This window comes from Streptomyces sp. NPDC048584 (assembly GCF_043199595.1).
Taxonomy (GTDB): domain Bacteria; phylum Actinomycetota; class Actinomycetes; order Streptomycetales; family Streptomycetaceae; genus Streptomyces; species Streptomyces edwardsiae.
This window is the reverse complement of sequence record NZ_JBICWF010000014.1, coordinates 1-24,380: the sequence shown is the minus strand read 5'-3', so window position 1 is coordinate 24,380 and position 24,380 is coordinate 1. Positions and strand designations below refer to the sequence as shown.

Here is a 24,380-nt window from a genome sequence, read left to right as displayed (position 1 = left end):
CCCGGCGCGCTGCGGGGGCCGTACACACGTGTGGGCGGCCGGGGGTGGGGGTCAGCGGTCCGTGGGTTTGACCGGGACCGACAACGGCCGGGCCAGACCCACCACCGCTTCGTCCAGACGTTCCAGGTGGCGTAGGACCCGGTCGGTGATGCGGCCGTAGCGGGCCGTGCCGTCGCCGCCCAGGAGGGAGGCGATGCTCGGGCCCGTTTCGACCGGGACCGTGACGTTCTCCTCGGCGACGCGGTCCGCGATCGTCACGATGTTGCGGACCGTGCGCCCCGCCGCCCCGCGCAGCCGGGGGTCGGCCGCGATCGAGGGATGCGTCGGCAGCAGTTCCGCGGTCGCCGCCAGTGAGCGGGCGTGGTACGCGCAGGTCTCCAGCAGCGCCACCACGTAGCGCGCGTTGGTGCGACGGGTCCGCAGCGGGGTCACCGGATGCGTCAGCGGCTGGGTCGCCGACCGCAGGTCGCCGAGGGCCTGGTCCAGCTCCCGCGCCTTGTCCAGCAGATCCCCGGCCGGCCCGCCGCTCAGCTGTCCGACGGCCGCCTCGGTGACCTCGGCGAGCCGCTCCAGCACGGTGACCAGCAGCTCGTTGGTACGCCGGTCCGTGTTCACCGGCAGCACCAGCGCCGCCGCGACCACCCCGCAGGCCGCCCCCAGCGCCGTCTCCTCCACCCGCAGCACCAGCACCTCCCAGCTGTAGGTGTGCAGCAGCGTGTAGAGCAGCCCCAGCATCGCCGTCACGAAGAACGACATCAGCGTGTACGACAGCGGTGCCGTGTAGAACATGGCGAAGATCAGCACCAGCACCAGGAAGAACGCCGTCCACGTGTGCCGGCCCACCAGCGCCGCCAGCAGGATGCCGGCCACCACGCCGAACACCGTACCCAGCAGCCGCCGGTAGCCCTTGACCAGGATCTCGCCGGTCGACGCCGTGTTGATGAAGACGATCCAGCAGGTCAGCACCGCCCAGTACCAGCGGTGCGAGGACAGCAGCTCACCCCCGACGATCGCCAGCGTCGAACCCACCGAGACCTGCACGGCCGCGCGCGTGGTCGGCCGTTCCAGCCCCTTCGGCTTCTCGGCCTCCTCCGCCTCCTCACCGGCGATGGCGGCGTCCTCGGCGTCCAGCTCCTCGCGGGACCTCGCCGTCGCCGGACTGTCGTCCGACTCGTCCTGCGGCCCCTCCAGCGCGACCCGCAGCCCCATAACGGCGCGCGCGGTCTCGCCGACGGCCCGGAACACGTCCCGTACGGCCGGTGTGGCGGCCGGCAGGTTCTCCTCGTCCCGGTAGCCGAGCAGCCGGTTGCGCAGCCGGGCCACGCTCGTACCGCCGGGGCGGGTGCGCACCACCAGCACCCGCAGCGCGCGCAGGTCCCGCCGCAGCTGGGCGGTGGCCTCGTCCGGGCCGGGCAGCCGGCCCACCTCCGGCGCGGGCGCGCCGGGCAGATGCAGGGTGAGGGTGTCCGCCCGCTCGGCGCTGCGCGCCGACAGCAGCAGCAGTCCCAGCCGCTCGGCCGCGATCTCCGCGTCCGCGATCCGGCGTTGCACCAGCCGCGCCGTCGGCTCGTCCGGCGTGCCCTCCTCCAGCCGGCTCTGGATCATCAGCGCCGTCTCGTGCAGCCGCGCGTTGGCCAGCCGTACGTCCTCCAGCGCCTTGTCCATCCCGTCAGGACCGGCGTCCAGCAGCGCCAGCTGCGCGGACACCAGCCGGCCCAGCCGGGCCCGGAAGGCCTGCCGCAGCCGCAGCAGCAGCCCGGACGGCGTCACCGGCACGACCGCGAACCGCACCAGCGCGCTGGACGCGAACGCGACGGCCAGCGCCACCCACAGCCCCGGCAGCTGCCCGGCGGACGCGCCGACGAACAGGGCCACGAAGTAGACCTGGAAGCCGATCAGACCGAGCGCGGTCCCGCGGTCACCGAACCGGCGGCCGTACACCGCGGCGAAGATGAGCACGACGAAGAACACGTCCCCGACCAGGACCCGCTCGGACAGCACCGCGCCCAGCGACACCGACACCAGCGCCACCGGCAGCCCGAGCGCCAGCGTGACCGCCTGGGCGCCGCGCTGCCTCTCCCGGATGGCGAAGGTGGCGACCATCGCCGCCATCGCCCCCGCCACCAGATGGGTGACGTCGTTCCCGGCCGAGGCCAGCACGGCGAGCGTCACCGCGATCGCGCCGACCGTCCGTAGCCCCGCCGTCAGCCGCAGCAGCCCGGGGTCGGACGCCGCCAGACGGTCCCGCAGCCGTGCCCCTGCCGAGCGTCCCGCCGCCTTCACTCCACCGCACTCTCTTCGTACCCCGGCCCCGCGAGCGGCGGCCCGTCCGTCCTCCCCGGCGTCACCGCGCCGACCGGCCCGCCTCCGTCACGTGCGCCCGCACCTGCTCCGGCGTGAGATAGGCGTCCAGATACTCGAAGTCCCGCAGATTGCCCGGCCGGTGCGCCTGGAACCCGGTGCGCACGAAATCGTCGCCCGCGACCGCGTTCAGCAGCCAGTCCGTCATCACCCGCGTCTTCGCGACACCGGTGCGCAGCGCCGACCAGTGGTAGCCGCGGGCCACCGCCTGGGCGGGCAGCCCGTGCAGCTCGATGCCGAGCGGCTTGGACACCGCGTCGGTTCCGCCGAGGTCCACCACGAGCCCGAGGTCGTGATGGACGTACGGCCGGGCCGGCCGGCCCCGCAGTGTGGCGATGACGTTCTCGGCGACATGCCGGCCCTGCCGCAGGGCATGCTGCGCGGTCGGCGGACACACGGCGTCGTCGCCCTTGGCCACGTCGGGCACCGCCGCCGAGTCGCCGAGCGCGAACACCCCGTCGTGGCCGGGCAGACACATGTCCGCGTTGACGGCCAGCCGCCCCCGCACGGTCTCCGCGCCGAGCGTGGCGATGAGCGGGCTCGCGACGACCCCGGCGGTCCAGATCAGGGTGCGGGTGGGTACCACCCGGCCGTCGGTGAAGGTGACCTCCTCGGCGCCCGCCTTCGCGATGGAGACGCCCAGCGAGATCTCTATGCCGCGCCGGGTCAGGATCTCCTGCGCGCTGCGCCCCAGCTTGTCGCCCAGTTCGGGCATCAGCTTCGGCGCGATGTCGATGAGATGCCACTTGATCAGGCCCGGGTCCAGCCGGGGGTAGCGCTTGACGGCGGCGTGCGTCAGCCGCTGCAGACAGGCCGCGGTCTCGGTCCCGGCGTAACCGCCGCCGACGACCACGAACTGCAGCCTCGAGGCCCGCTCGGCCGGATCGTGGCTCGCGTCGGCGAGGTCCAGTTGGGAGATGACGTGGTCGCGCAGATAGGCCGCCTCGGCCAGTGACTTCAGCCCGAAGGCGTGGTCCGTCAGGCCCGGGATGTCGAAGGTGCGGGTGACACTGCCGGGAGCCAGCACGATGTAGTCGTACGGCTCGTCGACGATCTCGCCGTTGACGGTGCGGACGACACACACCTTGGACCGCAGGTCCACGCCGATGGCCCCGCCCGGGATGATCCGGGTACGGTACCGCTCGCTGCGGCGCAGGGACAGCGCGACCGACTGCGGGGCCAGCACACCCGAGGCCACCTGGGGGAGCAGCGGCAGATAGAGCTGGTAGGAGAACGGCGTCACCAGGGTGAGGTCGGCCTCGTCGGGGGCGAGCCTTCGCTCCAGCCGGCGCACGCACTCCACACCGGCGAAACCTGCGCCCACCACCAGGATCCTGGGTCGTGTCACGGTGTCCATCCCTTCCTGCGGCTCCAGTGGCCGGCCTCGAACATCGACCACTGACGCGTGCCCCTGTTCAGCACCACGATGCCCGTACCTCGGCGGGAACGCACCGGGAAACCACCGGCGCCGGGTTCAGCCGCGCAGATGACACAGCAGCAGGCACACGTCGTCGTCGCGCTCGGAATCGCTGAGCAGCGGGCGCAGCATCCGGTCCGCCGCGTCCTCCAGATCGGCGTCCAGTTCCGCCGGACCGAACGATCCGAGGACCGTCGCGAGCCGATCGATGCCCGGATCGATACCCCGGGCGCGCCGCTCGACCAGCCCGTCCGTGTACAGCGCCAGCGTCGAACCGGGCGTCAGCCGTTCGGTGTGGTCGGCGATGTCCTGCCGCAGCGGGATGCCGAGCATCGCGCCCGGCTTGGCGTCCAGGAGGCGCACCCGCCCGTCGGACAGCCGCAGCACCGGCGGCGGATGACCGGCGGCGGCCCATGTCAGCGTGCGCCCGTCCGGATGGAAGCGGGCGATGACCGCGGTGGCGAACAGATCGGGCTGGAGATGGCGCAGATACCCGTGCAGCCGGGTCAGCAGCCGGCCCGGACTGTCTCCGTCGACGGCGTAGGCGCGCAACGCGGTCCGCAGCTGGCTCATCATCACCGCCGCGTGCAGCCCGTGCCCGGTCACGTCGCCGATGACGGTGATCAGACCGCCGTCCGGCTGCCGGAAGGCGTCGTACCAGTCGCCGCCGATGTTCAGCCCGTGCGTGGCCGGCAGATAGCGGGCGGCCAGGGCCAGGCCCGGGGTGGCCGGCAGATCGGTGAGCAGGGCGCGCTGCAGCGTCTCGGCGATGTCGCGGTTGTGCTCGAAACGGCGGGCGTTGTCCAGGGCGGTGCCGGCCCGCCGGGCGAGCTCCAGCAGCATCACGGCGTCGTCCGGGTCCCAGCCCTCGCCGGGCGGCGACAGCGTCAGCACCCCGAGCGGCGCACGCCGGGCCAGCAGCGGGACGCAGAGCAGCGGCCGCCCGGGGGACAGGGCCGACGCGGGCCGGTCGTCCACGCCGGGCAGACCGCCGGGGCGGTCGGCGGCGAACTGCGGCCGGCCGGTGCGCGCCGCGTCGACCGCGGCGGCCGGACGGGACGTGGGCCGGTACCGGTCGTCGTCCTCGTCGTCGAACAGCCATACGTCGACATGGCGGGCGTACCGCGGCACCAGCAGCTCCGGCAGCCGGCGCACGATCTCGTCATGGTTCAGCGAGGCGTTCAGCACGGCGCTGGCGTCCGCCAGGAACGTCAGCCGGCGGCGCGCCTCCTCCGCCTCCGTACGGGCCCGGCGCTCGGCCGCGAAGGCATCCCGCTGCGCGCGTCCCGCCGCGTCCAGCTCGGCGTGCAGTGCCAGGACACCCTGGTTGGTCTGGTGCAGCTCCTCCCGGTGGAAGGCGACCAGTTCCTCCTGCTCGGCGAGCCTGTCCAGCACCGCCGTCGTGTCCTCGTCGGCGCCGAGCAGCGCCTGAGACAGGTCGTCCGGGTCCTCCGTCACCGTGCCCGCGCCGGACACCGGGCCCGGCTCCGGGCACGGAACGGTCACCGTCCAGGGGACGCGGCCCGCGGCGCCCGCGCCGGGGGCCGGAACCAGCGCGACATGCAGGCTCCCGGAGTCGGCGGGGGAGCCGGGGGCGTCCAGGGTGAGCACCCAGTCTCCGCCCTTGATGAGGCACTGCCGGACCCGGCCGCTGAGCGTCGCGGCGAGCCGGGCGCGTTCGACGGTGGGCACCCCGTGTGCCGCGGCCAGCCGGGCCAGGGCGATACGGGCACGGGCCGCGTCCGTGACGGTACGGATCCGCCAGGTGTGGCTCATGGGCGGTCCGGCGGGGCGGGGGCCAGTACGGCCACGGCGGTGTCGTCCCGCAGCGGACGCGCGGGACTGCCGGCGTCCCGGACGGCCACGGCGGCCGTCACGGCCGGGTCGGCGGGCGGCACCCCCGTGTCCGGGGGCGGCGTCCAGCGGCTGGGCAGACCGTCGGTGTGCAGGATCAGCAGGCTCTCCCCGGTCCAGGCGACATCGTCCTCGCGTACGGTGCCGGGCCGGTGCACCCCGACGATGCCGGGCCGGGACAGCAGCGTCCGCCACCGGTCGCCCTCCCGCAGCCGGGCCGTCACATTGCCGATCCCGGCGAACCGCAGCCGGCCGGCCCAGGTGTCGAGCCGCGCCACGGCGACGGCCGCGCCCCGGGTGCCGGACAGCGCCGCGTGCAGCTTCGCCAGACACTCGGCGGGCGACAGCCCGGCCGAGTGCCGCAGCGCGTCGACGGCGGCGCCGGAGGCGTGCGCCGCCTCGCTTCCGTGTCCCAGCCCGTCGGCCAGCATCAGCGTCAGCCGGTCACCGGACCTCACCCAGGCCCACGCGTCCCCGGAGAAGTCCGCCCCGGCGAACGGCACGTTGACGCCCCCGGCGCGCACGGCGGGGCCGTCCGCGCCGGCGAAGCCGCTGCCGCCGTCCCGCACCCCGGCGGCCCCGGAGCCGTCCGCCGGGCCGACGCGGGCCACCGCCACCGTGCCGCGGCCGAGGACGCTGTGCAGGCCGAAGTCGTCCGCGAGGCGCCGGCAGGTGCCGAGGCCCGCGCCGAGGGAGCGGGTCGTGGTGAACCCGTCCCGCATCGCGGCGGCCACATCGGCGATGCCCGGACCGTGGTCGAGCGCGGTGATCTGCACCGCCCGGTCCGGCGGGCCCTCCCGCAGGACGGGCGGGTCCACGACCTCGACGACCACCTCGCCCGCCTGCGCGTACTTCAGGACGTTCGTGGCCAGCTCGGTCGCGACCAGCGCCGCGGCCGCGGTGCGCCGGTCGTCGAGCCCGGCCTCCGCCGCGGCCTCCTCCGCCGCCACCCGGACGTCCCGCACCCGGGTCGAGTCCTGCACCGGCACATACCGCACCCGGGGCATCAGGGACCCCCACGCGGATGCCGCGGCCCGGTCACCCACGAGGTCACCCGCACCGTGGTCCCCGCCCCCGGGGCGCTCTCCACCTCGAAGTCGTGCACCAGGCGCCGTGACCCGCCCAGCCCCATCCCCAGCCCGTCACCCGAGGTGTAGCCGTCGCTCAGCGCCCGGTCGAGATCGGGGATGCCGGGCCCCGAGTCGCTGAACGCCAGCCGCAGCCCGTCGACGCCCCCGCTGACGACGTGCGACGCCTCCATCAGGCCGCCCCCGCCATGCACCAGGGTGTTGCGGGCCAGCTCGCTGGCGGCGGTCACCAGTTTCGTCTGGTCCACGAGACCGAAACCGAGCCGGGCGGCGGCCTGCCGCACATGCTGACGCACCCACACCAGGTCCATGTCCGACCGGATGGGCAGGCGGGCCTCCACGCCCGCGGCGGTGTGCATCACGGACTCTCCTCGTGCCTGCCGCCGGAACGGAACGCCACGACCGGCTGAGCCAGCAGCTCCATCGCCGCCTCGGTGGTGAGCGCGGTCCGCAGCCCCGGCAGCGTCAGCCCCAGCTCCACCAGGGTGATGGCGACCGCGGGCCGCATACCGGCCACCACGGTCCGCGCGGCCAGCAGCTCCGTCTGCGCGGCGATCTCGGCCAGCACCCGCCCGAGGAAGGAGTCGACGATCTCCACCCCGGAGATGTCGATGACCACCCCCGTGGCGCCGCTGCGGGCGATCGTCTCGGAGAGGTCCTGCTGCAGCTGCTGCGCCGAACCGTCGTACAGATCCCCCTGGAGGGTGACCAGCAGCACGTCGCCGAGCCGGAGGACCGGCACATGTCCCGCGACCGGGCGGGAGAACCCCTCACTCACCGGCGGCCCGCACCGTCGGGCGCCTGCACGAATGTCGTCCCCAGCTCGTGCAGGCAGTAGCCGAGCGCGTCGGCGAGGCTCGCCCGCGTCTTCACCGTGCCGAGGTCCAGACCCAGGTGCACGATGGTCTGCGCGATCGCCGGGCGGATACCGGACACCACACACTCCGCGCCCATCAGCCGGGCCGCGGCGACCGTCTTCATCAGGTGCTGCGCCACCAGCGAGTCGACCGTCGGCACACCGGTGATGTCGAGGATCGCGAACCGGGCGTGCTGGTCGACCACCGCGTTCAGCAGGGTCTCCATCACCACCTGGCTGCGGGCGCTGTCCAGGGTGCCGATCAGCGGGACCGCCACGATGCCGTCCCACAGCTTGATCACGGGGGTCGCCACCTCCAGCAGCTGCAGCCGCTGCCGGTCGATGAGCGCCTGGCCCTCGCTCAGCGCCGTCTGCATGGCCACCAGCCGCAGTGTCCCGAGGAGCACGCTCAGCGTGGTCGAGTACTCCCGCAGCCGCTGAGGCGGGGCCTGGTCCAGATCGGCGACCAGCAGGTTCTCCACCGGCGGCCACAGCGCGGCCAGTTCGCTCGCCACCTGGGTGGGTGACAGCCCCGCGCGGGCGCGGGCCGCGCCCATCCGGGCCAGCTGTTCACGCACCGCGGAGAAGCCCGCCGCGTCCGGGTCCTCGACCCGCTGCGCGTCGGCGACCTGCGCCAGCGCGTCGACGACCGCCTTCCCCGCCTCCACCGCCTCGTCACGCGAGACCGTGAACACCGTACGGAACAGGGGCTCGTCCGCCCAGCGCTGGGCGATCTGCTCGCGCCGTCGCCGCAGGAAGTCCCTGACCTCGTCCGTCGGTGTTCCGAGTGATCCGCCCGCTTCACGTTCCGGCACCTGGTTCTTCTCCTCGTCAGTCGTCGCGCCGCACCGCGACCCGGGTGCCGGGACCGCGCTGCGAAACTCGGCCGGATGGCCACTCCCACCACGCTCCGGCGCCATGGCGCCGGAGCGTACGGACCGTGCTCAGGCCTCCGGTTCGACCGGCTTCTCGGGCATCGCGTCCACGCGCTCCAGCGCCTCGTCGACGCTCGTGGAGACGGGCACGGTGATGCTCACGCCCGTCAGGTCCAGAATGCGGCGCACCGCCGGGGCGGGGGAGATGATGTGCACGCTCCCCGGCAGCTCACGGGCCTCCTGATAGACCCGGAGGATGATGTTCATACCGGACGAGTCCATGAAGGGGACCGCCGACAGGTCGAGAAGGAAGTGCCGGCGGCCGTGATGCAGCTGGTTCGCCAGGTGGTGCTGGAACTCGGTCGCCGTGTCGACGTCCAAGTACCCCTCCACGGTGAGCAGTGCCACGTCCGTACGTGGCAGGGTCACCTCGACGGACAACGGGTCCTGGGCAATGGGCACGAGTACCTCCAACAAGGTGATCAAGCTCTTCGTCGCGCAGCCGCGCGTACCCCCGAATCGCCCTGTCATGCCTCCGCCCGGCCCGGACGGCCGCACCGGGCGGCTCAGCCGACCCGGATCCCCACGATGCAGGTGTCGTCGTCCGTGTCCGATCTGCTGTACGTGAGCAGCCGGTCCAGCCGCTGGTCCAGCGTGCCGGGCGCGGTCGCGGCGGTGGTGAGGAGATGGGTCAGCGACTCCTCCACCGTGCGGTCCCGGCGCTCGATCAGACCGTCCGTGTACATCAGCAGATTGTCCTCCGCGGCCAGCCGTACCTCCGACTCCTCGTACGCCGCCTCCGGTACGGCACCGAGCAGCATCCCGCGCACCAGCGGCAGCGGAGCGGCCTCGGAGCCGCGCACCAGCACCGGCGGGAGATGACCGGCGCGGGCCCAGCGCAGGGTGCGCGACCGAGGGTCGTACAGCCCGCACACGGCGGTGGCGGTGATGCCGCCGGTGAGATGGTGCGCCACGATGTTCAGCCACGACAGCAGCTGCCCGGGGCCCGCGCCGGTGACGGCGAGCCCGCGCAGCGCGTTGCGCAGGACGACCATACTGGTCGCCGCCTCTATGCCGTGCCCGGCGACGTCGCCCACGCACAGCAGTACCAGCCGGGACGGCAGCACCACGGCGTCGTACCAGTCACCGCCGACCAGTTGCTCGGTCTCCGCGGGCCGGTAGCGGACCGCCACGTCGAGACCGGGCACCTGCAGCGGCGCCTGGGTGGGCGGCATGATGGCGCGCTGCAGCTGCAGCGTCAGCCGGTCGCGTTCGCCGGCCTGCTGCTCGGTGTGCGCCAGCTGGTCGCGGGTGGCGGCGAGCGCCACCTCGGTCCAGTGCTGCGAGGAGATGTCCTGGTAGGCGCCGCGGGTGGTGAGCAGCCGGCCGTCGGTGTCCAGGACCGGCTCGGCGACGACGCGGATGTGCCGTGTCACCCCGTCCGGCCGCTGCAGCCGGAAAGCGGCCGACGCCGGGCGCCGGTGGTGCAGCACGGTGCGCAGGAAGCGGCCGATGGTGACGGCGTCGTCGGGGTGGGCGTGGGCGGGCAGCTCCTCCAGCGGTACCGGCAGGCCGGACTGCGGACGCCCGTACAGGTCGAACAGCTGTCCGTTCCAGGTGATCTCGCCGGTGAGGAGGTTCTCCTCGAAGCCGCCGATCCGGCCCAGCCGCTGGGCGTGCTGGAGCAGGCTCGCCAGGCGGGCCGTCTCGTCCTCGATCCGCCAGATGAACAGGATGCCGGAGCCGTGCCGGCTGACGCTGATGTCCGCGACCGTCGCCAGCGGCACCTGGTCGACCAGGGCGGTCAGATTCATCCGCCGGGCCCGGAACGGCTCCCCGGTGGCGTACACCCGTTCGATCCGTTGGAAGAGGTCGCCGTCCCCGGCGGCCATCGGATACGCCTCGAGCAGCAGCGCCCCGCTGACCATGGCCCGCGGCCGGCCCGCCGGGTCCTGGAAACGGCTGTTGACGTGCTGGATACGGAAGTCCAGCAGATTCCCCTGGGCGTCCGGCTGCGGCACCAGGACCAGGGCCGGGTCGTACAGCCCGTCGGCCAGATCCATCAGCTCGGCGGCGTCCTGCGGCGCCCGGGACCCCCGGTCCGGCCCGCCCGGCGGCGCGTACGTCTCCAGGGTGTGCGCGCACAGCTCCGCCAGCGCCTCCACCTGCCGCACGATCTGCACAGGCTGCTCGGGCAGCCGGTCCGGCCAGACGATCTCCAGCACGCCGTACACCCGGCCGCCCGTGCCGGCGGGTACGGCCGCCCTGCCGCCGTCCGGGTGATGGTGCCGGCCGACGCTGGGCAGGCCCCGCTCGGCCAGCGACGCGATCCACAGACCGTCGCGCTCGGCGAGACCGCACCGGGCGACCGTCGCCACGTCCGGCGGCACGTAGTGCCAGCGCGCCGCCTCCGCCGGGGAGAACCCGGCACTGCCCGCCAGGGTGAGCGACCCGTCGGCGCCGGCCGCCCAGATCGCCACGGCCACCGCGCCCAGCGGACGCAGCGCCTGCGCGAGCAGGGACTCGGCCACGGCCTGGGTGTCGTCCGCCGCCAGCGCCCCGCTCTCGGCCGCGCGCAGCCGTACGGCGGCGGGGTCGGGCCCCGCCTCCTCGGCGGCCCGGGTCGCGGCCAGGAAGGCGTCCGTCACCTCCGACACCCGGTCCCGGGCGGCCTGGTTGATGACCTCGACCGCGAACTCCAGCTGCGTCGTCCCGGCCTGCTCGGTCAGCTCCGTGAGCTGCCGGGCGGCCTGCGAGGGACCGCACCCCAGGCGTTCGACGAGGATGCCCTTGGCGAGCTCGATCAGCGCCCGGCCCTCGGCCTCGGCCTGCGCGGCCCGCACCTCCCGGCTGAGCCGGTCCACGGTGGCCGCGAGCCGGCCCACGGGCGAGTCCGCCGACACCCCGGCGGGCCCGGCCGCGCGCTCGAGCCCGGACCCGTCCGGCCGCTCCTGCGCGCTCACGCGGGCAGCCAGCGGCGGACACAGGCGATCAGGTCCTGGGTGTCGACCGGTTTGGTGACGTAGTCGCTGGCCCCCGAGGCGAGACTCTTGTCCCGGTCCCCGGGCATCGCCTTCGCGGTGACGGCGATGATGGGCAGCTCGGCGTACCGCTCCATGGCGCGGATCTCCGCCGTGGCGGCGTAGCCGTCCAGCTCGGGCATCATCACGTCCATCAGCACGAGCGCCACGTCCGGGTTGTTCACCAGCCGCTCGATGCCCTTGCGGCCGTTCTCCGCGTGCAGCACCCGGAAGCCGTGCAGCTCCAGGATGCCGCTGAGCGCGAAGAGGTTGCGGGCGTCGTCGTCGACGACGAGGACGGTACGGCCGGCGAACGCGCCGTCCACGACGGTCTGCGGCGCCGGCCGCTGCGGCTCGTCGGGCCGCACCAGCGACAGCACGTCGCCGGGTTCCTCCGCCGACAGGTGCAGGGCGATGCGTTCGCGCAGTTCGTCGAGGCTGGACAGGAACTCCAGCGCCGTGCCCGCGGCACGGGACCGCAGATGCTCCTCCACCGCCGCGTCGGCCCGGTGACCGCTGTGCACCAGCACCGGCACGCTCGCCAGGGCGGAGTCGCCGCGCAGCGCCTCCAGGAATCGGGTGACCTCTCCCTCGGCCATGCCGAGTTCCAGCACCACGCAGTGGCACGGATCGGCGGCCAGCGCCCCGGCCGCCTCCTGGGCGCCGACCGCGGTGAGGATGTCGACCGACGGTCTGGAGGTGCCGTCGCCGTGCGTGACGTCCTGGACGACGCTCTCCGCCACCAGGGTCAGGAGCCCCCGGGGACGCTCCTCCACGACGAGCAGCCGCCGCGGCCGACGCCCGGACGACGGGCCGGGCTCGATCGCCTGCGGCCGCCGGGCCAGCACCTCCGGCAGCGCCTCGCCCCCGTCCCCGTCCGGGGCGGCGGCGGGCCGCAGCAGGTCCTCGAAGTCCGGCCGGGCCACCGGCAGGAACAGGGTGAACGTACTGCCCTGGCCCGCGACGCTGTCCACCGCCACCGCGCCGCCCAGCAGATGGGCGATCTCCCGGGTGATGGACAGACCGAGCCCGGTGCCCCCGTACTTGCGGCTCGTCGTACCGTCCGCCTGCTGGAACGCCCCGAAGATCGCCTCCAGATGCTGCTCCGGGATACCGACCCCGGTGTCCCGCACCCGGAACGCCACCACGGACCCGCCCCGCAGCACGGTCGCGGGCACCTCGTCGTCGGGCGCGGGCTCGATCCGCAGCTCCACCCCGCCCCGCTCGGTGAACTTGACCGCGTTGGACAGCAGGTTGCGCAGCACCTGCCGCAGCCGGGAGTCGTCGGTGAGCAGATCGGCCGGAGCGCCCGGCGCCGTCGTCACGGTGAAGTCCAGGCTCTTCTGCGTCGTCATGGGCCGGAAGGTGGCCTCGACGTACTCGATGAGCCGGCGCAGCTCCACCCGCTCGGGGCTGACGTCCATCTTCCCGGCCTCGACCTTGGACAGATCGAGGATGTCGTTGATCAGCTGCAGCAGGTCCGAGCCCGCCGAGTGGATGATCTGCGCGTACTCGACCTGCTTCGGGCTGAGATTGCGCGAGGGGTTCTGGGCGAGCAACTGGGCCAGGATCAGCAGGCTGTTGAGCGGGGTGCGCAGCTCGTGGCTCATATTGGCCAGGAACTCCGACTTGTACTTGGAGGCCAACGACAACTGCTGGGCGCGCGCCTCCAGTTCCTGCCGGGCCTGCTCGATCTGCAGGTTCTTCGCCTCGATGTCCCGGTTCTGCGCGGCCAGCAGCGCCGCCTTGTCGCCCAGTTCGGCGTTGGAGTGCTGGAGTTCCTCCTGCTGGGTCTGCAACTCCGCCGAGCGCTCCTGCAGTTCGGCGGTGAGCCGCTGCGACTCGACCAGCAGCTCGTCGGTACGGGCGTTGGCCACGATGGTGTTGACGTTGACGCCGATGGTCTCCATCAGCTGGGCCAGGAAGTCCTGGTGGATCTGGGTGAACGGGGTCACCGACGCCAGCTCCATCACGCCGAGGACCTGGCCCTCGACCACGATGGGCAGCAGCACCAGCGCGCTCGGCACCACCTGCCCGAGCCCGGAGGAGATGGTGACGTAGTCCGGCGGCAGTTCGTCCACCGTGATGGTGCGGCGGCTGCGCGCTGCCTGGCCGACCAGGGTGCGGCCGAAGGGGATCCGGGTGGGCCGGGCGTCGTCGTCGGGGTAGCCGTAGGAGCCGACGAGTCGGAGCTCGGGGCCGTCGTCGCCGTCCTCCGCGAGATAGAAGGCGCCGTACTGGGCCGACACCAGCGGCACCAGCTCGTCCATGATCAGCTCGGCGACCACGGGCAGTTCGCGATGGCCCTGCATCAGTCCGGAGACCCGGGCGAGGTTGGTCTTCAGCCAGTCCTGCTCCTGGTTGGCACGGGTCGTCTCGCGCAGGGACTCCACCATCGCGTTGATGTTGTCCTTGAGCTCGGCGACCTCGCCGGAGGCCTCCACGGTGATCGACCGCGTCAGATCGCCCTCGGCGACCGCGCTGGTGACCTTCGCGATCGCCCGCACCTGCCGGGTGAGGTTGCCGGCCAGCTCGTTGACGTTCTCCGTGAGCCGCTTCCAGGTGCCGGAGACACCCTCGACCTCCGCCTGACCGCCGAGGCGTCCCTCGGTGCCGACCTCGCGGGCCACGCGGGTGACCTCGTCGGCGAAGGCGGAGAGCTGGTCCACCATCGTGTTGATGGTCGTCTTCAGCTCGAGGATCTCGCCGCGCGCGTCGACGTCGATCTTCTTCGACAGATCGCCGCGGGCCACCGCCGTCGTCACCAGCGCGATGTTGCGCACCTGGCCGGTGAGGTTGTTGGCCATGGAGTTGACGTTGTCGGTGAGGTCCTTCCAGGTACCCGCGACATGCGGTACGTGCGCCTGACCGCCGAGCCGTCCCTCGGTGCCGACCTCGCGGGCCACGCGGGTGACCTCGTCGGCGAAGGCCGACAGCGTGTCGACCATGGTGTTGATGACCTCGGCCAGCGCCGCGACCTCGCCGGCCGCCTCGACCCTGATCCGCTGCGACAGATCGCCCCGGCCCACCGCGGAGGCGACCTGGGCGATGGAGCGGACCTGACCCGTCAGGTTGGACGCCATCACGTTGACGTTGTCGGTGAGGTCCTTCCAGGTGCCCGACACCCCGCGCACCTGCGCCTGACCGCCCAGGCGTCCCTCGGTGCCGACCTCGCGGGCGACGCGGGTGACCTCGTCGGCGAAGGCGGAGAGCTGGTCCACCATCGTGTTGATGGTGTTCTTGAGCTCGAGGATCTCGCCGCGCGCGTCCACGGTGATCTTCTGCGAGAGGTCGCCCTTGGCGACCGCCGTCGCCACCAGGGCGATGTTGCGCACCTGGCCGGTGAGATTGCCGGCCATGAAGTTGACCGAGTGGGTGAGATCCCGCCACGTGCCCTTTACCCCCTGCACATCGGCCTGACCGCCGAGGCGTCCCTCGGTGCCGACCTCGCGGGCGACGCGGGTGACCTCGTCGGCGAAGGCGGAGAGCTGGTCGACCATCGTGTTGATGGTGTTCTTGAGCTCGAGGATCTCGCCGCGCGCGTCCACGGTGATCTTCTGCGAGAGGTCGCCCTTGGCGACCGCCGTCGTCACCTGCGCCACATTGCGGACCTGCGCGGTGAGATTGCCCGCCATGGCGTTCACCGAGTCCGTCAGATCGGCCCAGGTGCCCGAGACCCCCGGCACCTGCGCCTGACCGCCCAGCGCGCCCTCGGTGCCGACCTCGCGGGCCACCCGGGTCACCTCGGAGGTGAACACCGACAGCTGGTCCACCATCCCGTTGAAGACCTTGCCGATGTCCCCCATGAGGCCGTCCGCGTCGTCCGGCAGCCGGGTGCCGAAGTCCCCGTCCCGTACGGCCGTCAGCCCCTCCAGCAGCCGCCGCAGCTCCTGGTCCCCCGGCGCCGCCTCGGTCCCCTCGGTGCTCTTGCTGGTCATGCGCACCCTCGTTCCGGCAGAGTCAGTGTGCGTTTCCGCAGTTCACGGATTTGCGTGATGAGAAAATACGCCGAAGGCTAACCCAGGTCGCGGGCCCGGAACAAAGCGCGGCGCAGCCGGTGGGAAATCGCTTCCCGGGGGCATACACCGGCTCCTGACGGGTACTCGGCCGGATTTCGCCGGGGCGCACGGAGTTTGATCACGGGCGCGCGGTTTTCGTCCGCGCGGTTCGAATGCGCGCGCGCCTGCCGGGTATTTGCTGGTGAGGAGCTGGGCTCGGGCCCAGGGATCCGTCGTCACCGGGGAGGCAAGGAGCAGTGCCCATCGACAGCATCTGGTCATACGCGCCGGACCTGGACCATGTCCAGGAGCAGGACCTCACGGGCTACACCGTCGTCGCGAGTGACGGCACCATCGGGCAGGTGGACCGCCGGGCCGACCACCACGGACTTCGGCACCTCGTCGTCGACACCGGGGTATGGGTGTTCGGCCGCAGCCTCGTGGTGCCGGTCGGCGTCGTCGCGTCCGTCGAGCCGGGGGAGCGCAGGCTGACGGTGGCCTGCACCCGGGCCGAGGTGAAGGCGGCGCCCCGGTTCCGCACCGACAGCGAGACCCAGGACCCCGCCTATCTCACCGCGGTCGGTGACTACTACCACCGGCTGCCGTCGCGCGAGAGCCCGACCGGGTGACCACCGCACGGCAGACGCGTCCGAGCGGCGGTACGAGGGTGGCCAGTGCCGCCGCCGCACGGGCACATGCCGAGGCGACGGTGCGGGAGCGGTGGGACCTGGACGGCCGCACCCCGCACCGGCAGGACATGATCGACCTCTCGCTCGTGGTGTCGGAGCTGGTCACCAACGCGATCCGGCACGGCGCCGGACTGGCCGGCTTCGACACCTGGACGACGGGGGAGGGCGTACGGATCGCCGTCCACGATCACAGCGACGCCGTCCCCGAGGCGGCCACCGGCACCGGCGCCCCGGGGGCCGCGCACCGCGTCGGCGGCTACGGCTGGCCGCTGGTGGTCCGGCTGGCGCGGGACATCGAGGTCCGCGGGCGCCCCGGCGGCGGCAAGACCGTCAGTGTGCTGGTCCCCCTGCGCGACGCCTGACGTCACCAGGGCAGGAAGACGTGGATGTCCTTGCCGTGGTCGTCGCCGACCACGCTGACCTGATCGCACAGCGTGTGGATCAGATGCCAGCCGATCCCGCCCCCGCCCCGGTTCGGGTGGAAGGGCCGCGGGGCCGGCTCGGTGGTGCTGGTGTCGTGCATCACCACATGCACCCCGTCGAACGTGCGGCGCAGCCGCAGCTGGAACGGCCCCGGCGCGTACTGGACCGCGTTGGCGGCCAGTTCGGTGACCACCAGGAGTATGTCGTCCCAGTGCTCCGGAGCCGACGGCGCCGACACACGGGCCACGTCGAAGAGGAACTCCTCCGCGACCAGTCGTGCGTCCGTCACATCGTGCAGCTCCCCCGGGAAGCTGGCGATGCGGCTCGTCATGTCCTCGGCAGCCAGTGTCCTGTCCCTACGCGGCTCGCGTGCCATCTCGCCTTCCGGGCCCCGTCGTCGCGGGGCGGTCGCTCCGTCGTTCGCGTCCCCTCGGACTGTGGGTTCCCGTGCGGGCGGAGCCTACGCGCCCGCATGCCCGTGCCCGGTGGGTGACAAACACGTCACCGACCGGCAGCGTCCCGCGGAAGGTCAGCGGAACACGTCGTCCGTGTCCTCCCAGAGGGACGGCTCGTCCTCGGCGGGGGCGAGGCCCGGACGGGTCCGGGACTGGTACATCGCGTCGATCTCCAGGGCGTAGCGCCGTACGATCTCGTCCCGGCGCAGCTTCATCGACGGCGTCAGCAGGCCGTTGGCCACGTCGAACGGCTCGGGAAGCACCCGGAACACCCGGATCGACTCCGAGCGCGACACACTGCTGTTGGCGGCGGCGACCGCCCGCGCGATCTCCTCCCGCAGCGCGTTCTCCTCCCGCGCCTCCCGGGCTGGCGCGTCGCCCGGCAGGGACAGCGCCGCCCGCCAGTCGTTGAGGAACTCCGGGTCCAGCGTGATCAGGGCGCCCACACACGGCCGGTTGTCGCCCACCACGACCGCCTGATGGACCAGCGGATGCATCCGCAGCCGCTGTTCCAGCGCCCCCGGCGCCACGCTCTTGCCGCTGCTCGTGATGATGATGTCCTTCTTGCGGCCGGTGATCGTGAGATAGCCCTCGGCGTCCAGCCGTCCCAGATCGCCCGTCGCGAGCCAGCTGCCGCGCAGCACGGCCCGGGTGGCGGCCTCGTCGCCCACGTACCCCTGGAACACCGACGGCCCACGCACCAGGATCTCCCCGTCGCCGGCCACCTGGATCTCGGTGCCCGGCAGCGCCTGCCCCACGGTGCCGGACTTCTCCCGCCCGAACGGCTGCATCGTCACACCGCCGCTGGTCTCCGTGAGCCCGTAGCCGTCGTGGACGTACACGCCGATGCCCTCGTAGAACAGGGACAGATCGCGGTTGAGCGTCGAACCGCCGGAGGTGGCCCGCAGCACCCGGCCGCCCAGCGTCGCCCGCAGCCGGCGGTAGACCGTGCGCTCGTACAGGGCGTGCTGCAGTCGCAGATCGAGGCCCGGCCCCGAGCCGCGGCCCAGCCGCTGCCGCTCCACGGCGGCGGCGAAGTCCCGTGCCGTGCCGGCCGCCCGTTCGAACAGGGGGCCGCGGCCGGCCAGCTGCGACGCGCGCAGGAAGTTCTTGTAGATCTTCTCCAGCAGTGACGGTACGGCGTACAGATAGGTGGGCCGGAAGGTGCGCAGCGCCGAGGCCAGGGACTCCCCGGTGATGTCGGGCTCGTGCCCCATCAGCAGCCCGCCGCGCACGCACAGCACCTGGATCATCAGGCCGTACACATGGGAGAACGGCAGGAAGGCGAGGACGGCGGCCTGTTCACCGGCCGGTGCCGTGACGTGGCCCCAGCCCTCCAGCAGGGTGTCGCTCATGGAGGCCAGGCCGCGATGGCTCAGCGCGCACCCCATGGCGTGGCCGGAGGTGCCGGAGGTGTAGGCGACGACGGCCGTGGAGTCCGGCAGCACGATACGGCGCATGGAGTCGACCGTGGCCCGGGGTATGAACTCGCCGCGCGCCGCCAGCTGCTCCAGCGCGCCCCCGTCCAGCTGCCACACATGCCGCAGCCGCGGCAGCCCGGCGCACACGGACCCCACGGTCATCACACCCTGCTCGTCCTCCACCAGGACGGCCACACAGCCGGCGTCCCTGAGGATCCACTCCACCTGTTCGCGCGAGGAGGTCGGATAGATGGGAACGACCTCGGCGCCCACCGTCCACAGGGCGTGCCCCAGGAGGGTCCACTCGTAGCGGGTACGGGCCATGATCGCCACGCGCTGGCCCGGCGAGACCCCGGACGCGACGAGACCCTTGGCCAGGGCGACGACCTCGTCACGGAACTCCACGGCGGTGATCCGCTCCCAGCCGGCCGAGGCCGGGTCGGGGCGGCGGGCGAGCATCGGCAACGTGGGGTTCTCGGCCGCCGTGGTGAAGAGGCTGTCGGCGAGGCCGCCGGCGAGACGGGAGGCGGACGGGGGAGCGAGAGCGAGGTCGCGCATGCACTGCTCCTGACGTGTACGGGCTGTGACTCGGCCGATGAGTACGGTCATCGGCGGTGCCTGAATCTAGCCGAGCCCGAGCGCCCTCGCGCCGCGATCGCGACAAGTGGGTCCGCACTGATGATCTCGGCGGTTTCGGGGGACCCGGAGCACATGAGCTACGTCAATCCAGATCCCGATCCGGAACGCACCACCGGCCTCGAACCGGGCGGCGGCGTCCCCCCGGGCGAGACCCCGCCCGCGGAGAGCAGCATGCCCGAGGCGGGCCCCCGGGACATCACGTACAACCCGGGCAAGGGCTGGGCCAAGGGACCCCTGACCGTGATCCTCGCCCTCGTGGTGCTGGTCGCGGCGTTCTTCCTGGTCTACGCCCTCGTCCTGATCTTCTGACGCCCCGGCCCGTGAGGAGGTGGCCCCTACGCCTGGGTGTGCCGTACGCACTCCGTGACGACGTTGCGCAGATTCCCCGTGTCCTCCAGCAGGGCGCGCTGCACCTGGGCCCCGTTGCCGTCGCGCAGCAGCCGTGCGCAGCCCTCGCGGGCGCGCTCCAGGTCGCCGAGGTCGTCCAGCGCCTCTTCGACATGGCCGAGAAGGGCCCGTACGACCGCCTCGGCCGGCATCCGCCGCATGGACTCCGGGTGGAGCAGCTCGCCCGTCAGCCCCGACCGGGCCGCCTGCCAGGCCGCCAGCCGCAGCAGGCTGACACCGGGGCCCGCCGGATCCCGGCCGGCCCGCCACTCGCGCGCCGCGGTCTCCACGAGACCGCGGGCCAGGGTGGCGATCAGCCCCGCCGTCTCCGCGTGCAGACAGACGTCCGAGACACGGATCTCCACCGTCGGATACCGCTGGGACAGCCGGGCGTCGAAGTAGATCATCCCCTCGTCGAGGATGACGCCGGTGGCCACCATGTCGGCGACCCGCCGGTGATAGCGCTCGGCCGAGCCGAACGTCTCGGTCGGACCGGCCGACGGCCAGCGCTGCCACACCCGGCTGCGATAGCTGCTGTAGCCCGTGTCACCGCCCTGCCAGAACGGCGAGTTCGCGCTCAGTGCCGCCAGCACCGTCAGCCAGGGCCGCAGCCGGTCCACGACCCCGACCCCCTCCTCGTCGGAGTCGACGGACACATGGACGTGGCAGCCCATGACGAGCTGCTCCCGGGTGGCGATGCCGTACTGCTCCTCCATCCACCGGTACCGCCGGTTGACGCCGATGGACGGGCTGACCGGCAGCGGCGAGGTGGCGAGGGCGGCGACGGCGCAGCCGATCTCCCCGGCGTGCTGGGCGGCCTCCGCGCGGCAGCGGACGATCTCCGCGTGCAGGCTCTCCATCGAGGACTGCGGATGCGTGGCGAACTCCAGCATCTGCTCGTGCAGTTCGTTCTCGAAGACGTCCTGCTCCGTGTCGTCCCGGGCGGCACGGGCGAGTACCGCGGCGGACATCGCCCGCGGCTCGCCGCTCTCCGGATCGACCAGAAGGAGTTCCTCCTCCACTCCGACGGTGCGCACCGCTGCCGACCTCCCTGCCGTGACGACGCCGGGGAAACCTCCCGGCCGTACGACGTCCGGATGCCCCCGTGCCGGCTTCGGACACCTGTCCGCGGCCGGCCGGGCCTCAGAGGGCGAGGGGTGTCAGCCAGACCGTGGCGAGCGGAGGCAGCGTGAGCCGGACCCGGCCGTCCTCGGGCATGACCGGATCCGGGTTGGTCACGTCCGCGCCGCCGTAGTGCGCCGCGTCGGTGTTGAGGACCTCCTGCCAGGCGATCACGTCGTCCCCGACACCGAGGGCGTAGTCGTGCCGGACCACGGGGGAGAAGTTCGACACCGCGAGCAGCGGCCGGCCCCCGTCGTCGTACCGCAGGAACGCGAAGACGTTGTCGTCGGCCGCGTCGACCGCCACCCAGCGGAAGCCGGACGGGTCGGTGTCGCGCTGCCACAGCGCCGGGGTCGCCCGGTAGCGGTCGTTGAGATCGCGCACCAGGTCCCGCACCCCGCGGTGGTCGCCCGCCGAGTGGTACCCCTCGTCGAGCAGCCACCACTCGGGCCCCCGCTCCTCGGACCACTCGGCGCCCTGCGCGAACTCCTGCCCCATGAACAGCAGTTGCTTGCCCGGGTGGGCCCACATGAAGCCGAGGTAGGCGCGGACGTTGGCGCGCCGCTGCCACCAGTCGCCCGGCATCTTCGACACCAGCGCCTGTTTGCCGTGCACCACCTCGTCGTGCGAGACGGGCAGCACGTAGTTCTCGCTGTACGCGTACACCATCGCGAACGTCATCTCGTGGTGGTGGTACCTGCGGTGCACCGGCTCGTGGGAGACGTACTCCAGCGAGTCGTGCATCCAGCCCATGTTCCACTTCAGCCCGAAGCCGAGGCCGCCCGTGTCGGTGGGCCGGGTCACCCCGCCCCACGCCGTGGACTCCTCCGCGATGGTCACCACGCCGGGGCAGCGCCGGTACACGGTCGCGTTCATCTCCTGGAGGAACGCCATCGCCGCCAGGTCCTCCCGGCCGCCGTACGCGTTGGGTTCCCAGCCGCCGTCCTCGCGCGAGTAGTCGAGGTAGAGCATGGAGGCGACGGCGTCCACCCGCAGCCCGTCGATGTGGAACTCCTGGCACCAGTACACGGCGTTCGCGACCAGGAAGTTGCGCACCTCGGTGCGGGCGAAGTCGAAGGTGTACGTGCCCCAGTCGGGGTGCTCCGCGCGCCGGGAGTCCCCGGGCTCGTACAGCGGGTCCCCGTCGAAGCGGGCCAGCGCCCAGTCGTCCTTGGGGAAGTGCGCCGGCACCCAGTCCATGATGACGCCGATACCGGCCCGGTGCAGCTCGTCGACCAGGTACTTGAAGTCGTCCGGGGAGCCCAGCCGCGCCGTCGGCGCGTAGAACCCGGTGACCTGGTAGCCCCAGGACGGCCCGAAGGGGTGCTCGGCGACCGGCATCAGCTCGACATGGGTGAAGCCGAGGTCCTTCACATACGCGGGCAGGGTCTCGGCGAGTTCACGGTACGTCGACCCCGGCCGCCAGGACGGCAGATGCACCTCGTAGACGGAGAACGGCGCCTGGTGCACGGACACCTCGGCCCGCCGCGCGAACCAGTCGGCGTCGTTCCACTCGTAGTGCGAGGCCGTCACCACGGACGCCGTGTTCGGCGGCGCCTCCGTGCGACGGGCCATCGGGTCGGCCTTGAGGAAGCGGTCGCCATAGCGGGAGTGGATCTCGAACTTGTACCGGGTGCCCTCGCCGACGCCCGGCAGGAACAGCTCCCACACCCCGGACGAGCCCATCGAGCGCATCGGGAAGGCGGTGCCGTCCCAGTGGGTGAAGTCGGTCGCGACCCGCACTCCTTGAGCGTTCGGCGCCCACACGGTGAAGCGGGTGCCGGTGACGCCCTGGTGCTCCATCGGGTGCGCGCCGAGCGCCGTCCACAGCTCCTCGTGGCGGCCCTCGCCGATCAGATGCAGATCGAACTCGCCGAGCGCGGGCAGGAACCGGTACGGGTCGTGCGTCTCGACGGCCGTGTCGTCGCCGTAGGCCACCGCCAGGGTGTAGGCGGGGACCGCGTCCAGCGGCAGTACGCCGGCGAACAGTCCGTCGCCCTCCGAGGCGAGCGGGGTGCGCTCGCCGTCGACGACCACGCTCACCTCGCGGGCGAAGGGCCGCAGCGCCCGGAAGGCGATCCCGCCGGGCACCGGGCGGGCGCCGAGCAGCGCGTGCGGATCGTGGTGGGCGCCCGCCAGCAGGCGTCCCCTGTCGGTCGGGTCCAGGGCGGGTGCGGCGCCGGGGGGCGCCTCGGCGGACGGGACGGGCCCGGCCGATTCGGGAAGAAGGGTGTCACGCAGGGCCACGGCTTCAGTCTCCTCTCACGGCGAGGCGCTCGATCGCCGCCATGGGTACGGGCAGCCAGTCGGGTCGGTGCCGGGCCTCGTACAGCACCTCGTACACGGCCCGGTCCGTCTCATAGGCGCGGAGCAGGCCGTGCTTCTTGCGCGGGTCCCAGCCGGCGCGGGCCGCGTAGCCCGCGCAGTAGGCCTCCCGGCAGCGACGCGCCCACTCCGGGCGCCAGGGGAGGCGCTGGCGGGCGGCGTAGTCGAAGGAGCGCAGCATCCCGGCGATGTCCCGCACGGGGGAGTGGGCGCTGCGCCGTTCGGAGAGTGGCCGGGACGGCTCGCCCTCGAAGTCGATGACGAACCACTCGCGCCCCGCCCGCAGCACCTGCCCCAGGTGCAGATCGCCGTGGATGCGCTGGGCGGGCGGTCCGGCGTCGCAGGTGGCGAGCGCGGCGAACGCGGCCCGCAGCCCCGGCACGAACGGCTGGAGCGCGGGCACGGCGTGCGCGGCGGCCGTCAGCCGCTCGGTCATCGCCGCCGCCGTGCGCGCGTTCGCGCCGGGCGCGCCGGTGGGGAAGGCCGAGGACAGCGCCAGATGCACGTCGGCGGTGGCCCGGCCGAGGGCGTGGGCCTGCGCGGTGAAGTCGTCACCGGCGGCGAGCGCGTCCAGGGCCAGGGTCCAGCCGTCGGAGGCGTCGCGCAGATACGGCTGGAGCACGCCGAGCGTCGCCTTGAACGGACGGGTGGTGCGGAACCAGGCGACCGGGGCGGGCACCCGGTGGCAGCCCTGGCGGGCCAGCGCGCCCGGCACCTCGAGATCCGGGTTCTCCCCGGGCTGGATGCGCCGGAACAGCTTGAGAATGTACTCGTCGCCGTACACCAGCGAGGAGTTGGACTGTTCGGCGGTCATCAGGCGCGGCACCAGTCCGGCGGGCACCCGCCGGGCCCCGTCGCCGTCGCACTCGAACCGCAGGGGGCCCGCCGTGCCGGGGTGGCGCAGCCGCTCCAGGAGCAGCTGGGAGGCACGAGGGTCGTGCAGGGCGTCGTAGACCGTCAGTCCGGCGAGGCGGCCCTCCGGCACCCTGCCGATGAGTGCCTTGCCGAGCCGCGGCGAGGGGTGCTCCCGTACACCGAGGAGGAGCTGGTAGCAGTCACCCGCCGGGAGTGTGCCGCCGGGAGCGGGCACACCGCCGTGGCCGGCGTGCACCAGGACGTGCAGACAGCCGGGGAACAGCTCCGTCGTCGACAGCACACCGAGGTCGGTGACGGGCCGGTCCTTGCCGGCGAACCAGCGTTGCAGCGGCAGCCATTCGCGCAGCAGCCCGGTGAGCGGCTCCATGGGCTCGGCGGGCGCGGTGCGCGGCCGCAGGAATGCGGTCTTCGTCATGGTGACGCCTCCTCTCGCCGGTACCCGCTCACAGTCGTCGGCCGTCGCGGGACGCGACTCGGGTGAGCCGGAACCAGTAGAAGCCGTGCCCTCCGAGGGTCAGCAGATACGGCAGGTCGCCGATGGCCGGGAAGCGCACCCCGCCGAACAGCTCGACCG

At 72.9% G+C, this 24,380-nt stretch carries 19 protein-coding genes; 3 read left to right on the top strand and 16 right to left on the bottom strand.

Going from position 1 to position 24,380, the window contains the following annotated elements; genetic code table 11:
- Window positions 1-51: 51 nt before the first annotated feature.
- The 10 genes from ACGFR9_RS27340 to ACGFR9_RS27295 form a co-directional block, all read right to left on the bottom strand.
- Window positions 52-2,283, bottom strand: a complete 2,232-nt coding sequence (locus ACGFR9_RS27340) for an FUSC family protein (protein WP_393213195.1) — start codon at window positions 2,281-2,283, stop codon at window positions 52-54.
- A 61-nt stretch (window positions 2,284-2,344) separates the two neighbouring features.
- Entirely contained in the window at window positions 2,345-3,718 is a 1,374-nt protein-coding gene (locus tag ACGFR9_RS27335; RefSeq protein WP_393213192.1) for an NAD(P)/FAD-dependent oxidoreductase, read from the bottom strand.
- Window positions 3,719-3,835: 117 nt separating this feature from the next.
- Window positions 3,836-5,554 (bottom strand): PP2C family protein-serine/threonine phosphatase, encoded by a 1,719-nt coding sequence (locus ACGFR9_RS27330; RefSeq protein ID WP_393213189.1) that lies wholly within the window; start codon window positions 5,552-5,554, stop codon window positions 3,836-3,838.
- Window positions 5,551-6,639 carry a SpoIIE family protein phosphatase gene (locus tag ACGFR9_RS27325; protein ID WP_393213186.1) on the bottom strand — a complete coding sequence of 363 codons (1,089 nt, stop codon included), beginning with the start codon at window positions 6,637-6,639 and terminating at the stop codon, window positions 5,551-5,553. Before ACGFR9_RS27325 ends, ACGFR9_RS27330 begins: the two co-directional genes overlap by 4 nt.
- Window positions 6,639-7,079, bottom strand: coding sequence for an anti-sigma regulatory factor (locus tag ACGFR9_RS27320; protein WP_393213767.1), 441 nt, complete (start codon window positions 7,077-7,079; stop codon window positions 6,639-6,641). Before ACGFR9_RS27320 ends, ACGFR9_RS27325 begins: the two co-directional genes overlap by 1 nt.
- The gene (locus ACGFR9_RS27315; protein WP_393213183.1) at window positions 7,079-7,498 is read right to left on the bottom strand and encodes an STAS domain-containing protein; all 420 of its coding nucleotides are present in this window, start codon (window positions 7,496-7,498) and stop codon (window positions 7,079-7,081) included. Before ACGFR9_RS27315 ends, ACGFR9_RS27320 begins: the two co-directional genes overlap by 1 nt.
- Window positions 7,495-8,391, bottom strand: coding sequence for an STAS domain-containing protein (locus ACGFR9_RS27310; RefSeq protein WP_393213180.1), 897 nt, complete (start codon window positions 8,389-8,391; stop codon window positions 7,495-7,497). Before ACGFR9_RS27310 ends, ACGFR9_RS27315 begins: the two co-directional genes overlap by 4 nt.
- Before the next feature lie 129 nt (window positions 8,392-8,520).
- Window positions 8,521-8,913, bottom strand: coding sequence for an STAS domain-containing protein (locus tag ACGFR9_RS27305; protein WP_393213177.1), 393 nt, complete (start codon window positions 8,911-8,913; stop codon window positions 8,521-8,523).
- Window positions 8,914-9,017: 104 nt separating this feature from the next.
- A complete protein-coding gene (locus tag ACGFR9_RS27300; RefSeq protein WP_393213174.1) occupies window positions 9,018-11,414 on the bottom strand; it encodes a SpoIIE family protein phosphatase in 2,397 nt (798 codons plus the stop codon).
- A complete protein-coding gene (locus tag ACGFR9_RS27295; protein WP_393213171.1) occupies window positions 11,411-15,409 on the bottom strand; it encodes a HAMP domain-containing protein in 3,999 nt (1,332 codons plus the stop codon). The genes ACGFR9_RS27300 and ACGFR9_RS27295 overlap by 4 nt, the downstream gene beginning before the upstream one ends.
- Window positions 15,410-15,726: 317 nt before the next feature.
- On the opposite strand from ACGFR9_RS27295, the gene ACGFR9_RS27290 reads away from it, so the two are divergent.
- Both ACGFR9_RS27290 and ACGFR9_RS27285 read left to right on the top strand, forming a co-directional pair.
- A complete protein-coding gene (locus tag ACGFR9_RS27290; RefSeq protein ID WP_393213169.1) occupies window positions 15,727-16,098 on the top strand; it encodes a PRC-barrel domain containing protein in 372 nt (123 codons plus the stop codon).
- On the top strand, window positions 16,095-16,520 hold the full coding sequence (locus ACGFR9_RS27285) for an ATP-binding protein (RefSeq protein WP_393213166.1): 426 nt from the start codon (window positions 16,095-16,097) through the stop codon (window positions 16,518-16,520). The genes ACGFR9_RS27290 and ACGFR9_RS27285 overlap by 4 nt, the downstream gene beginning before the upstream one ends.
- Window positions 16,521-16,522: 2 nt before the next feature.
- Here the strand turns inward: ACGFR9_RS27285 and ACGFR9_RS27280 are convergent, their stop codons facing one another.
- Together ACGFR9_RS27280 and ACGFR9_RS27275 are read right to left on the bottom strand one after the other, a co-directional pair.
- Window positions 16,523-16,957: an ATP-binding protein gene (locus ACGFR9_RS27280; RefSeq protein ID WP_393213164.1), complete on the bottom strand. Its 435-nt coding sequence runs from the start codon at window positions 16,955-16,957 to the stop codon at window positions 16,523-16,525.
- A gap of 153 nt (window positions 16,958-17,110) precedes the next feature.
- On the bottom strand, window positions 17,111-19,015 hold the full coding sequence (locus ACGFR9_RS27275) for an AMP-dependent synthetase/ligase (protein WP_393213161.1): 1,905 nt from the start codon (window positions 19,013-19,015) through the stop codon (window positions 17,111-17,113).
- Window positions 19,016-19,168: 153 nt separating this feature from the next.
- Between ACGFR9_RS27275 and ACGFR9_RS27270 the strand changes: the two genes are divergently transcribed.
- Window positions 19,169-19,405, top strand: coding sequence for a DUF6480 family protein (locus tag ACGFR9_RS27270; protein ID WP_030222757.1), 237 nt, complete (start codon window positions 19,169-19,171; stop codon window positions 19,403-19,405).
- A gap of 26 nt (window positions 19,406-19,431) precedes the next feature.
- On the opposite strand, the gene ACGFR9_RS27265 is transcribed toward ACGFR9_RS27270, so the two are convergent.
- The 4 genes from ACGFR9_RS27265 to ACGFR9_RS27250 all read right to left on the bottom strand — a co-directional run.
- Entirely contained in the window at window positions 19,432-20,520 is a 1,089-nt protein-coding gene (locus ACGFR9_RS27265; RefSeq protein ID WP_393213158.1) for a glutamate--cysteine ligase, read from the bottom strand.
- A 106-nt stretch (window positions 20,521-20,626) separates the two neighbouring features.
- The gene (glgB, locus tag ACGFR9_RS27260) at window positions 20,627-22,852 is read right to left on the bottom strand and encodes a 1,4-alpha-glucan branching enzyme (protein ID WP_393213155.1); all 2,226 of its coding nucleotides are present in this window, start codon (window positions 22,850-22,852) and stop codon (window positions 20,627-20,629) included.
- A gap of 4 nt (window positions 22,853-22,856) precedes the next feature.
- Window positions 22,857-24,221: a maltokinase gene (locus ACGFR9_RS27255; protein WP_393213152.1), complete on the bottom strand. Its 1,365-nt coding sequence runs from the start codon at window positions 24,219-24,221 to the stop codon at window positions 22,857-22,859.
- A 28-nt stretch (window positions 24,222-24,249) separates the two neighbouring features.
- On the bottom strand, window positions 24,250-24,380 hold a 131-nt coding region (locus ACGFR9_RS27250), incomplete at its 5' end, for an alpha-glucosidase C-terminal domain-containing protein (RefSeq protein WP_393213764.1).